Source organism: Sphingobacterium sp. UBA2480 (assembly GCF_002341965.1).
GTDB lineage: Bacteria > Bacteroidota > Bacteroidia > Sphingobacteriales > Sphingobacteriaceae > Sphingobacterium > Sphingobacterium multivorum.
On sequence record NZ_DDPA01000001.1, the window covers coordinates 89,224 to 102,624 of the forward strand.

Here is a 13,401-nt window from a genome sequence, read left to right on the forward strand (position 1 = left end):
CTCTGTCAAATACAGATGAAAATGAAAAAAAATGTTTACGCCTAGAATTAGTGCTTTATTGAACAAATTGGTGGAGAATTTAGTCCTATGATCTTGGAGGTTGGAAGTACTGCCCGGCAGCATTTTCCTTTGGTAATTTTTATTAGATGATCTAATAATCTAGCGCAAAGTCTCAAATATTTATTTTCTAAAATAAATAATGCCAATATTCAAACAATTTGTTTGAGCTGGTGTTGTATGGATATCAATAAATATTTAAAAGCCATTTTAATGAAAACTAACATTTTTTTTATCATTACCCTTTTGGTGATAATGTATTCCTGTAGAAAAGATGATCCTGTACAGCAACAAACCGAAAAATTAGAAGAGAAAAAACTAACTGCTCCCAAGATTTCTGCTGAGGCAGCAAAGCGAGCCGTCGATTCGTTTTTTAATGCGCTTCCGGACAAAATGGAGCTGGACTACGTCAATGGGCGCGAAATACATACCATGCCCGACGGAACAAAAAAGGTATACCGTATTTCCCGTTCAAATGGAGAAAACATTTCCAAAAAGGCAAATGCTAACACTACTATTGACATTACACAGCCCGATCCTTCCTTACCCGGAAATCAGATTCCAGGAGCAATAATTACGTTAACAGGTAAGTATATTAGGGAGGAGAACAGTTATTATCAAACTGAGTATGTAAATAATCCGATTGATGAATATAGTTATATTAAGGTGATGAGAAGCCTTTTTGGCGTAACACGATGGGTGGTGGGGAGCACCGGGCAGTGGAGGGGATATGCTAATTATGTAATTTATGAATATAACGAGATAGTACGGACCAAACAGGTCGAATGGACTGGATCTCTTTATATACCAAAAAATTAAATGTAATTTTAATTATGCAACAAGACGAAGGAAAATACACAATTACGAATTACCAACTTGATTCCATAAGTTCTAAAGGTGGCAGGTTTGTGATGGATTCTGAAACAGATATGGAACTGAAAAAAGTTTCTAACTCTGTGTTCTGTCTGCAATTTAAATGGTCCCGTCGAATTTTGCGAACCGATAACAATAATGTAATTGTTTCTCTTGGATCACTGAGCCATATTGAGTTCGCTTCCCCAATTAACGACGAGCTGATCAATAACCTCTACCGAATATTGAAAGAGCATGAAGAGCGCAATCTCGAATTTATCAAGATGAATAGTTTTGATATTTTTAACGATTTTCAAAATGTTTATTATTCGTCCTTTCTTGATGAAAATCTGATCCCTATGGATGAAAGAAAAAATAATATGGTTAAATGGTTGGAAACCAAAGTTCAAGAATTGGACATTAATAATTGACTTAGCAAAAAAATATAGGCTGAAGCCTCATAAAGTTTTGGCCTATAACTTTTTATTAAAGACCTGCGTATACCGTCATACGTAATTTTTGTATTGGGTACATAAGCCTATATTACCACTGCTGTTAAGCAGTATTATCTTCGTAAGATTTATCTTCCCAACTAGAAATGCTTTCTGCGCGGAACCTATTGATAGTTCTGCTAAAATTACTTTAATCTCTTTTGCATTGTACAAGCAGACTACACTAATTTGAATGAATTTTTACGCCATGACATTTGAAATCAAGTAAGAATTCAGTTTTTATTGAACTGATCGATCATCGCATTTTTTTTTTTACAACTATTATTTTCTAACTTTACTTAATCATTTACCAATTGCCCTATTATGACATCCCGAAATGTGATCGACGAAAGGGCACTGCTTTCCCAATTTCAAAGCGGTGATAAACTGGCTTTTGACCGTATCTTCACGATGTTTCATTCTTCATTGGTATTTTTTGCAGATCGGTTACTTCTGAATATCGGGATGGAAATTTCCAAGGAGATCGTACTGGACATCTTTCTGAAATTATATGACAGGAGGGAAGGATTTGAAACGCTGTCAAATATCAAAGCGTTTCTATACATATCCGTAAGAAATAGCTGTATCAAAACTATTGAAAAGGAGAAGGTAAATCAGAAACGTTTTGACCTATACTCCAAAAACTTTGATGAGTTTGAAAAAAATGTACTGGATAGTATCGTGCAGACCGAAGTATATGAAGAGCTTTACAGAGCAATTGATCTGTTGCCTGAACAATACCGGCTTATCATGGGCAGGCTTGTCAGCGGTGATACACCAAAAGAAATATCCGAGGAGCTCGGTATTCCCGTCAGTACGATAAATACCCAAAAATCAAGAGCGCTTTCGCTACTGAAAAAATCCCTCTCAGGTGCCGGAATCGCACTTTTAATGATTTATTCATAATTTTTTAACTTTTTTGGGACAACGCCATATCTTTTCGGGTTTCTATTTAAAATGAAACCGATGGATGAGCAACGTATTCTTGATGAGTTAAAGATTGTCCCCCTTCTGACAAAGTTTTTACGAAGAGAGGATCTGACCGTTCTCGAAGAGAAGACGGTTGAGGTCTGGCTCAGTCAGAGCAGTGAGAACCGTGCTTTCTTTGAACACCTGAAAGACGACGAGCATGTTGCCCGTGAACTTTTAAAGCGGGAGCTTGCAGGTGGCAGCACTACTTCGGAACTTGAAAAATTACATGGGGTTTTGAAGAAACGCCAATCTCATTATAAGCGTGTTGTATTTTGGACCTCCGCTGCTGCCGTACTGCTGTTTTTTTCGCTTACCCTGCTTCTTTACAGGTATTATCAGTCCAGACAGTCCACTCATGAGACCGTCACTATGGCCACGGCCGACATTGACCCGGGTAAGGATCAGGCAACATTGACTTTCGACGATGGTCAGGTCATTGATCTGGAAGGAAAGACCGTGAAGAGCGATGCCAGTGGTGTAACCTATCTGAATGGCAAAGCTGTTTCATCGTCAAAGATGCAGTTTGCGACACTTACAACACCACGTAAAGGACAATATAAAGCGGTACTACCGGATGGAACAACCGTTTGGCTTAATGCCGAATCCAAACTTAAGTATCCTACAAAATTTGCAGGTGCGGAACGTCTGGTTGAACTTGAGGGTGAGGGCTATTTTGAGGTTACGCATAATGCTTCAAGTCCATTTATAGTTGAATCAAAAGGCCAGCGGGTCAAGGTTCTTGGAACAAAGTTCAATATCAATTCGTATGCTAACGAGGAATATTCGAGGACAACACTTATTAGCGGAAGTGTTGAGCTAAGAAATTTGCAAAATAAGTTGTTAGTAAGACTGAAACCCGGGGAGCAGGGTAGATTTGTGCTGGGCGGTATTGACGTGAAAAAAGTTGATGCGGAGTCTTTTATAGGATGGACTGAGAATGAATTCCAATTTAAAGGAGCTCAACTTGTGGAGGTTCTGAGGCAACTGGAGCGGTGGTATGATATCGATGTGGATTATAAGAATGTTCCGAGTACAAAAGTCTATGCTACGATTAGCCGGGATAAAAAATTGACGAGCGTACTCTATGCGCTTGGAGAAATTACAGATTTAAATTTTAAAATGACTGGAAGGAGGATTGAGATCAAGAAATAAAGATTTACTGTTTCATATGTTGGCCTGAAATAATGCCGGAGTGTTAGCGCACTCCGGCGATCGGGTCTATATACTAGAGTTTCGAGCAACTAATAATTAACCCTACACAAATCTATGAAAAAACATGATTTTTCCAACAGGGAAAATATACCGCAGGTGGCGGATATGTTTTCGGGCAGGAAAAAATTGCTGCGTGCAGGCTTAAAGAGTACCCTATTCTTTATGCTTCTTGCTAGCGGTACTGCTATTAAGGCGCAGCAGATCAGCCTTTCACTGCAGAAAGCTCCACTTTCAAAGGCGATTTCCGAAATACGGAAGAGTACAAAGTATGACTTTGCCTATAGTGAAGAACTATTAAAAAAAGCAGGTCCAATTTCCATCAACCTTAAAAATGCCAACATTAACGAGGTACTGAATAAGATGTTTGCTGACCAACCAATTTCCTACAAGATCGCCGACGGCATTATCATTTTAAAGGAAAAAGCAGCAAACGGAAATACGCCTTCTTCAAAAAATAAGGAAACAATTAAAGGGAGGGTTGTAGATGAAAATGGCAATCCACTTGTTGGCGCAACCATTCAGGTAAAAGGAACAAATTTTACAGTTACTTCCGACAGTGCGGGATCTTTCGAATTGCCCGGTGAATTTTCTGATTCCGATCTGCTGATATCCTATCTGGGCTACGCACGGATGGAGGTTGCAGCAAAAAACGCCGAAAGAATCGTACTTGTTACGAATTCCAATAGGATAGAGGAGGTGAGTGTTGTAGCCAGTGGTTATCAGTCGATTCCAAAGGAGAGGGCGACAGGATCTTTTTCAAAGGTTGACAATGCGACTTTTAACCGTCAGGTTTCGACCGATGTGATCAGCAGGCTGAAAGGTATTGCCCCTTCGATCCTGTTTGACGAACGTTCAGGTTCTTCGAAGCTAACAATTCGGGGACAGGCAACGATCTTTGGAAACGATCAGCCGCTAATTGTTGTTGACAATTTTCCTTATGAGGGTGATATCAACAATATCAATCCGAACGATATTGAGGATATTGATATTTTGAAGGATGCGGCAGCGGCATCTATCTGGGGAGTTCGTGCTGGTAATGGTGTGATCGTCATAAAGACTAAAAAAGGACGAGCAGACCAGCCGATGAATATAGGTTTTACTTCAAATGTTACCATAGGGCAAAAACCTGACCTTTATTATTTGCCTAAGATCGCATCTACTGATTTCATTGATATTGAAAAAATGCTCTTTGAAAAAGGTTATTACAATTCGATTATCAGTAATACCTCTAGTAATAGACCATATTCCCCTGTAGTCAGTATCCTTAATGATCAAAAGAATGGGATTTTAACGTCGGAAGAAGCTACTTACAAAATAGATGCACTTAGAAAATATGACATCCGTGACGATTTAACTAAATACTTGTATCGGGAAAGTGTGAAACAACAATATTCCTTAAATTTCAATGGAGGGACCAATAAATATAACTACTATTTTTCGGCCGGATTTGATAAGAACCAAAATTCAGAAAAAGGTGAGGGATTTAGTAGGGTAAGTTTAAACAGTAATCAAGTTTTCCGTCCTATTGATAAGCTCGAGATTTCAGCAGGATTGACTTACAATCAAAATAATCAGTCAACATCAAATGTTGCATCTATGCTGACCAATATGGGAGCAGAGCTAATGTACCCATATGCAAGACTGGTCGATGATAATGGAAATCCGGCAGTAGTTATTAAAGATCATAGCACAGTTTTAAAGCAAAAGGCATTGTCAGCTGGATTGCTTAATTGGGACTTTGTACCACTTAACGAGTTGAATTTACAAAACAACCGATTAAAACAATCGGAATTAAGGTTAAATACTGCTCTTAAATACAATATTATATCATCTCTTTCGGCAGAAATTCGCTTTCAATATGAGAACCAGCAGGGAAGGCGTCGAAACTTTTTTGACCAGGATACATACGTTATGCGGGATTTAATCAATAGATATTCTAGTTATAATAACAATGTTTTAACCCGAAATATTCCATTGGGGGGAAGATTTGATAACACAAATAGTGAACTTAATTCATTAAATGGTCGTTTTCAACTAAATTTTGATCAAAAGTGGAATAAGCACCAAGTGAATGCTATCGCTGGATTTGAAATTAGAGAAACAAAAGCCAATAGTATTAGCTCTCGACAATATGGCTTTGATCCCAATGTAGGTTCAAGTGTTTTAGTCGATTACCTGACACGCTTTTCTTTGTATGGAAAAGGAACTACTGCGACAATTCCGAATAATGATAACTATTCCGGTACTGTCGACAGAATTCGTTCATATTATATTAATGGAGCATACAATTATGATTTGCGATACGTTGTGTCTGCAAGTGCAAGGATTGATCAGTCGAATCTTTTTGGAGTAAATACAAATCAGAAGTCGGTACCATTATGGTCTGCAGGTTTCAAATGGAATATAAACAAGGAAAGTTTCTACAATATTAATTTTCTAAGGGAATTAAGTATACGATCGACCTTTGGTTATAGCGGTAATATTGACCGTACCACTACAGCTTATACAACTGCAAGATTAACTAGAAACCCTGACAATGGTTTACCTGCCGCAGATTTAGTGACTCCTCCAAACAATGAGCTACGGTGGGAGAGAAATAGAATGCTCAATATAGGTGTTGATTTTACTTCACTTGATAATCGTATTTCAGGAAGCATTGAATATTTTAACCGGAAAGGAACTGATCTAATTGGTAATGGCGATATTGATCCAACTACTGGTTTTACGTCATTTAGGGGGAATCTTGCTAATATGAATGGTAAAGGTGTTGACGTAGAGCTCAATTCAATAAACGTCCAGAGCAAGGAATTTAGTTGGAAAACTACGTTGCTTTTCTCTTATGCAAAAGATGTTGTAACCAAATATAAAAGGTCTACAACGATCACAAACTTTCTGACTGACAATAGCGTTGGTCGCGTAACCAGTGGGTATAATCCTGTTGAGGGAAGATCACTGTTCGGAATTTACAGTTATCCCTGGGCTGGACTTGATCCGCAAACGGGACAAGCCCGAGGATTCTTAGACGGCGAGCCTTCTACACAATACGCAAAAATAACCCAGCAGCTAGCTATCGATCCAGCAAATAATTTGGTTTATAATGGGAATGCTTTACCTCCTTATTTTGGTGCTTTGCGCAACACATTTAGTTATAAAGGAATTGATCTATCTTTCAACATCACTTACCGCTTTGGTTATTATTTCAGAAGAAATTCGATTTTGTATTCTGCATTGTATAATAGCTACGGTATAAATGGAGACTATTATGATCGGTGGCAGGTTCCTGGTGATGAACTTAAGACCAATGTTCCAGCTATGACGTACCCTGCTGTAAATGTTGCAGACCAGTTTTATCGTAATTCTGAGGTATTGGTAAGTAAGGGAGATCATATAAGACTTCAAGATATTAATTTATCCTATACGTTATCTCCAGATATTCTAAAAAGTATTCATCTTAAGAATGTACGTGTTTTTGCTTATGTCAATAACGTTTGTATGATTTGGAAGGCAAATAAAGTTAATCTTGATCCAGATTTTCCAACGACAAAACCCATACGTTCAATTGCACTGGGACTAAACTGTAACCTGTAAAAACTAATCCTATGAAAAAGATAATTAAATCTCTGCTAATATTGACAGCAATATTTTTTTATGGATGTTCGAAAGAATGGCTGGAAGAGAAGCAAGATATAAAACTGATTATACCTACGACATTAAACGACTTAGATCTTTTAATGAATACGTCAATTTTTTCCTTTGATGGAAGAGGTGCAATGGAAGCCTCCTGTGATGACGTTGAAGTTACTTTAGAGGATTTTAATTCACTTTATTATGACTTTGAACGTAAATTATTAACTTGGAGTGTAGATGAGTTTCCTAAGTTAGATGGAAGCTATACTGATGAATGGGATTATGCATATTCTCAAATAGAGTCATGCAATGTTGCTTTGACAGCTCTTGAGAAGATTTCGAGAACCGAAAGTAATGGGCAAGTATATGACAGAATTAAGGGAACTGCTTTATATCATAGGTCACGCGCATTTTTGAACTTGGCAATGACTTTTTGTAAATATTACGATAATGCAACAGCTGAAAAAGATTTAGGAATTCCACTGAAAATTAATGATGATATTCATGAGCCAATATTCAGAAGTACAGTAAAGCAAACCTACGATCGAATAATAGAAGACTTGGAATTAGCTACAAGTTTCCTCCCTAATAATGCAATATCAAATACTCATATCACTGCTGCCGGAGCATATGCGTTGCTGGCAAGAGCATACTTATATATGAATAATTATCAAAAAGCTTTTGATGCGTCGCAAAATTCTTTCAAATTATACCCTGTTCTTGATGATTACAATAGTTTCAATCCAAGTAGTTCTTATCCACTTTCCGCGAAGAGTAAAGAAATGCACTTGCAGATTCAATTAACATGTCCGTATAATACTGCTGTGGGCTCAACTGGTTCTATTCCGAATGAATTATATAATCAATACGAGGATAACGATTTAAGAAAAACGTTATTTTTTAAAAATTCTGGTGGGAAGGTTTTATGGCGTGGTGATTTACTGCCTAACCAACTTGCAGGAACTGCAACCGATGAGGTGCTATTGATCGGGGCGGAGTGCGCTGCAAGACTAGGAAACAAAGAGAAAGCTATTGAATTACTAAATGTGTTGTTGGAGACTCGTTTTAAAAAAGGAACTTTTGTTCCATTGAGAGCAATCAGTAATGAAGTAGCACTTGACTTAGTTTTAAAGGAGCGTCATAAGGAAATTTTGAAAAGGGGATTACGCTTTCAAGACCTTAAAAGGCTGAACAAAGAATCACGCTATGCAAAGACTATAACTAGGATTGTTGGAGATAAAATATATACCCTTCCTCCAAACGATAAAAGATATGTTTTACCAATACCTCAATATGTTATTAATTACAATGGTATTGACCAAAATTAATCAGTTTTTAACTTTTTGGATTTTATTATGAAAAATATATTTTATTTAATTATACTTTACATCTTTACAATAAATTTGGTGCTATGCCAAGAAAAATCGATAATATCGGGATCAATACAAACTCCGCAGGATTCCATAATTACTATTAATTTGCGAATAAATGCTGATGCGAATAAAGGAGAGAAAGATCAAGAATATACTATTAAGACCAAGAATGGAAGTTTCAATTTTGATTTTGTTATTAAAAAAACTTCAACCGCAATTCTATATGTCAACAATAATCTTGCTTTTTTACCCGGAGCTTTTTCAGTGGTGATAAATCCTGGTGATAGTATTAATTTTAATGTTCCCACTGTAAAAGACGTCGGATTAGTAAATATGGAGATAAATGGAAGAGGATCGGAGAAGCTTCGTTTTATGCAGAAGATTATGCAGAATATAGTATCGACTGGGCTTTCTAAAAAGCCTTGGAACAAAATGAGTATAACGGAGAAGTATCTTAAAACTGACCGATATCTTTCTATAATTGATTCTATGTTTAAGAATACTAAAATTGTAAATTCTACAGATTTCCAATTAATAAGATCACAGCTAGTAGATCAAGAACTGGATATGCTGTTATATCATTCCGTTCAGCATTACAGTGATTCCGTAAAAATTTTATTTGATAAATACATAATCTCAAAAAATAGAATACTGCCCTTACTTAATGCTCGCACAATAAATTATTTTGGTGGGAATCATGTTCTTCCAGATTATATGTATTTGAGGAACATGAATGTAATTAAAGGAAGGCTTGAAAAATTCCGGTTTAAATATCCAATGGAATACAGTTCGTTTGTTGTTAAAGAGTTTGGTCGCTTTTCTGCCGTGAAAGATTATCTGTTATCTAGTTTTGCTCTAGATTTTTTTAGCGAAAAGTGGGACTCATCTGAATCCCATGACCTGTATAGATATTATCTCGCAAATGCTGATAAGAAAAATTCTTATTATCAGAGCGTAACAGATGCGTTTAAACACGTAAATAATAATTTGAAGGTAGGGAAAAAATTTTATAATTTTCAATTACCAGACACTTTGGGTAACATTCACAAATTGGAAGACTACGGGGGTAAGGTATTAATTTTGGATTTCTGGTTTACTGGATGTTCTGGATGTAAATTTTTAACACCCTATCTCGATAAAGCGGAGAAGTCATTTGAAAATGACCCGGTACAATTTATATCTATTAATGTTGATTCCAAATCAACTTGGAAGCTTGGAATAGGTGAATATTCAAGTAGAAATGCAGTGCAACTTTATACAGAAGAACAAAGATTTGATCATCCATTAGTTAAATTTGCTAAAATTAATGCATATCCAAGGTTGATAATAGTTGATAAGCATGGAAATATTGCGGGAATTCCCCCTGATCCTAGAAATGATTTGGAAGGTTTTAAAGCCTATGTTAAAAATCTTCTTAATTAAAATAAAAGAGGTATCGAGAAGATACCTCTTAAAAATCAGTTTTAATTTCCCGATTGCCTTGTGCCATTAACTTTATGATTATTGGTAGGTAGTTCTGTTTCCAAATCATATTCTTGAGAGCAAAGACCTCCTGGACCTCTACATTCATTAATCGCACCTACAGGATCACCCATTGATCCATCCGGATTCACGTAAAAAATTCCTGTCTCATCTGCTTTCACCGTGTTTGCGGGAGCAAAAGAGAAAGCTGCGAAACTTCCGATTGCAATTGCTGCAACTCCTAGTGTAATTCTTAAATTTTTCATGATATTGGTGCTTTTTAAATCAAAAAGCTAAACTTTGGTTAGTTTTTCGCCTACTCTTGGTTCAGGTTTTCGGCTACCCCTGCTTGGTTATTAGTTTAGTTATAAGTGGTCTGAACACTATCGTGTGGGGCTCGCTTTAGCGATGAAAAAGTGATCAGACCAATGCTATTAATTGCCAGTGCAATGAAATTAAAATAAAGCTGGTCGTTCCAGTTCATACCATGGAATACTGCTATACATGAGCATGGAATGCTCGGTGCAAATTTCAAAATGTAAATGAGGTATGCGGTATAGATGACTATAACTAAAATGGAAGCTAACAGTCCTAAGCCTCTCCAGTTCTTCTTGATCAGTAATATAACAATACCAAGGTGTGCAGCCTGCAAAACATAGGGTAAGACAGATCCTCCTGTAGATAACAGGTAAGCACCCTTAATCTGCCTGTTGAATGTGTCGAAATCAAAGATTTTACTGGCGAATGTATATGCCCATAATAAGATGAGGATAAAAATGATCAGTTCGGAAATGATGTTCTTAATTCTCATGATGTGATAGTTTGGTGGTTGTTATAAATTTTTCGAAGGCAGGTTTTATTTGAATATTCAAAATTCTGTTTTCAAAATTTTTATTTCATCAAATTTAGAGTGCCTTTTTGGTCAATTCCAAGAACTTGTTGTATCAGAAGGGACACGGACAGCGTATTAAATCGCACGGACAGGTTAGTGTCTCCACTGATCCTTATCTTTTGGAGGCGGATCTGCTATCTCGACGCCGCTATCGTCGAACTGTAAATTAGATGCTGTTTTCACCGTATCATTCTCTGTTTTTTGATACGTCGTTTTCTGTTTTTCTTTTTGCACCATGCTGGTATTTTCCGGTGCCATATCCATTTCGTCCTGTCTGCACGATTCCATCGAGCAAAGGGAAAAAAGGATTATCGATATTGAGATAACCGTCTTTTTTTTCATGTTAAAATTTTTAGGATTATCTCGGCCGAGACGTGTTGAATTCTGATGACCAAATTATCAGTCTTGGCGCTAGTTTGAAACAGTTTGTGGTCTTAGGACATACACGGACGGTCTATTAATAGTGGTTTCCCGAAGTGTAACGAACTGAAAGAAAATGAACTATTACAACCCTAAAAAATTATTGCGTTGCGATCATTTTAGTAGTGTATTAGCAAGCGCGGACGTGTATTAGAATCCTCGGACGGTGATATAATTTGCCATTTAGAGAATTGTAATTATCTGATAATCAATACTAATTAAGTGAAGTGGATGGTGAATAAACAATCTGTGCGGTGATTTATGTGGTATATTGTATTTTTTCTTAATTTTATGGTAATACTTAGCCATGAACCATCTGCCAGTTCGTTTTTTGTCAATCATATTCCTTTTTCTGTGTGAGTCATTGTTTGCACAGAAGGAAAAACTGAGCGAATTTTATCTAATTCAAAGACAATATGAAAGCAGGGCAGAAAATGATTCAACTGCATTACCGCTCGTTCAAGAGCTGATCAGAATGGCAAAAGCCAAAGAAAACCAGATGCAATTGTACCTGGGTTACACTGACGCAAGGTACTATTCACCTGATCCCGCACTAAAATTACAGTATGCAGATAGTGCAATATCCGTTGCTGTAAAAAAGAAGAATGACAGCCTTCTTAGCAGTGCCTATCTGAGTAAGGGAGTTGTTTACTATTTCTATCTAAAAAAATATAAGCTTGCACTGAATGAATATTTAAAAGCTTTTGAAAAAAACAAGAGCAGAAAAGATCCATATTACCGCAATAAGATCAATTACCATATCGGAGTTGTAAAAAGTTATATCGGATATTATGCCGATGCACTGAGTGATTTCGAGGAGGCACGGCAATTTTTCGAGAATGAAACCAAGAAAGACCTGCACCCGAACCTCATGTATGGAAACCAGCGCGGATATAACAATACCCTGCACCAGATGGCGGTGTGCTATCGGAACCTGCATGATTATAAAAAGTCCGATTCGCTAGTTGCCATAGGGTTGGGGAATACATGGAAGAACAGTGATTATAAGCAGGAACACAGTTATTTTTTAAAGGAAGAGGGCATAAACAGGTACAGTAAAGGGGATTTTGACGGCGCAATCCAATCGCTCCAAAATTCATTGCAGAACCTGATAACAATTAATGACTTTTCATGGTTGACGGTATCTTATGCTTATCTGGGAAAGGCTCAGTGGAAGTTGGGGCACGCCGAAGAGGGTATTAAGAATTTTGATAAAATTGATTCGATCTTTAACCGTCATTCTTTCGTGCTACCTGAAGTGAGGGATGTTTATGAGGATCTTATCGTTTATTATAAAGATAAAAATGATGCCAGTAAAGCTTTGTATTATACTACCCAGCTTATTAAAGTTGATAAGGTTTTGGAAAAAGATTTTATTTACCTCTCATCTAAAATCCATAAAGAATATGATACCAAGAGGCTTCTGCAGGAGAAAGCGCTACTTGAAAGACAGATAACAATGAGAGGTTGGCTGATTATAACGGCAATTTTTATTACTGCTTTCACTGCCTTCTATATCGTCTTGCGCATCAGGTCAAGAAAGAAGGGTGCAGGAAATAACAGCCTGTTTGGTATTAACTTTGGCAGTAGTTCTCCTATACCGATTCAGGATGGTACTTTTAGAATCCGCCATTATAGCAGAACTGAAATAGGTCAGGACGTCATTGATGAAATTCTGAGCAAGTTGGAAGAGTTCGAACTGAATAAAGAATTTCTTGAGCCAAAGATAGATCTGAAATCCGTCGCAAAAAAGTTTGAGGTCAATTCAAATTACCTCTCCAATGTCATCAATGAGCATAAGGGAGCAAGCTTCAATCGATATCTTAGTGAATTGCGCATAAATTACATTACTGAAAAACTGATTACCGATCCACTTTACCGGAAATATAGCAGTGCGACGCTTGCGAAGGAATGCGGAATTGCTTCCCGAACAAATTTTTCCGCGCTATTTACGGAAATAAACGGAATATCATTTTCAGATTTTATCCGCAAAAATAAGTATGAGAACGGAATGATCATCGATCCGTAATAATTTATCATTTCA

General features: G+C 37.0%; 11 protein-coding genes. 8 read left to right on the forward strand and 3 right to left on the reverse strand.

The window, feature by feature from the left end; translation table 11 throughout:
• Nucleotides 1–270: 270 nt before the first annotated feature.
• From B3600_RS00375 to B3600_RS00405, 7 genes are all read left to right on the forward strand, one after another.
• A complete protein-coding gene (locus B3600_RS00375; protein ID WP_286751705.1) occupies nucleotides 271–876 on the forward strand; it encodes a hypothetical protein in 606 nt (201 codons plus the stop codon).
• Between the two features lie 14 nt (nucleotides 877–890).
• A complete protein-coding gene (locus B3600_RS00380) occupies nucleotides 891–1,340 on the forward strand; it encodes a hypothetical protein (protein WP_286751706.1) in 450 nt (149 codons plus the stop codon).
• Nucleotides 1,341–1,724: 384 nt separating this feature from the next.
• Nucleotides 1,725–2,306 carry an RNA polymerase sigma factor gene (locus B3600_RS00385; RefSeq protein ID WP_286751707.1) on the forward strand — a complete coding sequence of 194 codons (582 nt, stop codon included), beginning with the start codon at nucleotides 1,725–1,727 and terminating at the stop codon, nucleotides 2,304–2,306.
• A gap of 60 nt (nucleotides 2,307–2,366) precedes the next feature.
• Nucleotides 2,367–3,524, forward strand: coding sequence for a FecR family protein (locus B3600_RS00390; protein WP_286751708.1), 1,158 nt, complete (start codon nucleotides 2,367–2,369; stop codon nucleotides 3,522–3,524).
• 114 nt (nucleotides 3,525–3,638) lie between these two features.
• Nucleotides 3,639–7,172: a SusC/RagA family TonB-linked outer membrane protein gene (locus B3600_RS00395; RefSeq protein WP_286751709.1), complete on the forward strand. Its 3,534-nt coding sequence runs from the start codon at nucleotides 3,639–3,641 to the stop codon at nucleotides 7,170–7,172.
• Nucleotides 7,173–7,183: 11 nt separating this feature from the next.
• The gene (locus tag B3600_RS00400; RefSeq protein ID WP_286751710.1) at nucleotides 7,184–8,539 is read left to right on the forward strand and encodes a RagB/SusD family nutrient uptake outer membrane protein; all 1,356 of its coding nucleotides are present in this window, start codon (nucleotides 7,184–7,186) and stop codon (nucleotides 8,537–8,539) included.
• A 27-nt stretch (nucleotides 8,540–8,566) separates the two neighbouring features.
• On the forward strand, nucleotides 8,567–10,006 hold the full coding sequence (locus B3600_RS00405) for a TlpA family protein disulfide reductase (RefSeq protein WP_286751711.1): 1,440 nt from the start codon (nucleotides 8,567–8,569) through the stop codon (nucleotides 10,004–10,006).
• 41 nt (nucleotides 10,007–10,047) lie between these two features.
• Here the strand turns inward: B3600_RS00405 and B3600_RS00410 are convergent, their stop codons facing one another.
• The 3 genes from B3600_RS00410 to B3600_RS00420 all read right to left on the reverse strand — a co-directional run bounded on the left by B3600_RS00410 (nucleotide 10,048) and on the right by B3600_RS00420 (nucleotide 11,225).
• Complete coding sequence (locus B3600_RS00410) at nucleotides 10,048–10,311, reverse strand: hypothetical protein (protein ID WP_286751712.1); 264 nt, start codon at nucleotides 10,309–10,311, stop codon at nucleotides 10,048–10,050.
• Between the two features lie 95 nt (nucleotides 10,312–10,406).
• On the reverse strand, nucleotides 10,407–10,856 hold the full coding sequence (locus tag B3600_RS00415; RefSeq protein WP_286751713.1) for a MauE/DoxX family redox-associated membrane protein: 450 nt from the start codon (nucleotides 10,854–10,856) through the stop codon (nucleotides 10,407–10,409).
• Nucleotides 10,857–11,030: 174 nt separating this feature from the next.
• A complete protein-coding gene (locus tag B3600_RS00420; protein ID WP_286751714.1) occupies nucleotides 11,031–11,225 on the reverse strand; it encodes a hypothetical protein in 195 nt (64 codons plus the stop codon).
• 607 nt (nucleotides 11,226–11,832) lie between these two features.
• Here B3600_RS00420 and B3600_RS00425 point away from each other — a divergent pair.
• Nucleotides 11,833–13,386 (forward strand): helix-turn-helix domain-containing protein, encoded by a 1,554-nt coding sequence (locus tag B3600_RS00425; protein WP_286751715.1) that lies wholly within the window; start codon nucleotides 11,833–11,835, stop codon nucleotides 13,384–13,386.
• Nucleotides 13,387–13,401 lie beyond the last annotated feature (15 nt).

Excerpts from the sequence above, each read along its gene's own strand:
- B3600_RS00375 (WP_286751705.1), top strand. The coding sequence starts at position 271 with ATGAAAACTAACATTTTTTTTATCATTACCCTTTTGGTGATAATGTAT.
- B3600_RS00380 (WP_286751706.1), top strand. The coding sequence starts at position 891 with ATGCAACAAGACGAAGGAAAATACACAATTACGAATTACCAACTTGAT.
- B3600_RS00385 (WP_286751707.1), top strand. The coding sequence starts at position 1,725 with ATGACATCCCGAAATGTGATCGACGAAAGGGCACTGCTTTCCCAATTT.
- B3600_RS00390 (WP_286751708.1), top strand. The coding sequence starts at position 2,367 with ATGGATGAGCAACGTATTCTTGATGAGTTAAAGATTGTCCCCCTTCTG.
- B3600_RS00395 (WP_286751709.1), top strand. The coding sequence starts at position 3,639 with ATGAAAAAACATGATTTTTCCAACAGGGAAAATATACCGCAGGTGGCG.
- B3600_RS00400 (WP_286751710.1), top strand. The coding sequence starts at position 7,184 with ATGAAAAAGATAATTAAATCTCTGCTAATATTGACAGCAATATTTTTT.
- B3600_RS00405 (WP_286751711.1), top strand. The coding sequence starts at position 8,567 with ATGAAAAATATATTTTATTTAATTATACTTTACATCTTTACAATAAAT.
- B3600_RS00410 (WP_286751712.1), bottom strand. The coding sequence starts at position 10,311 with ATGAAAAATTTAAGAATTACACTAGGAGTTGCAGCAATTGCAATCGGA.
- B3600_RS00415 (WP_286751713.1), bottom strand. The coding sequence starts at position 10,856 with ATGAGAATTAAGAACATCATTTCCGAACTGATCATTTTTATCCTCATC.
- B3600_RS00420 (WP_286751714.1), bottom strand. The coding sequence starts at position 11,225 with ATGGAATCGTGCAGACAGGACGAAATGGATATGGCACCGGAAAATACC.
- B3600_RS00425 (WP_286751715.1), top strand. The coding sequence starts at position 11,833 with ATGGCAAAAGCCAAAGAAAACCAGATGCAATTGTACCTGGGTTACACT.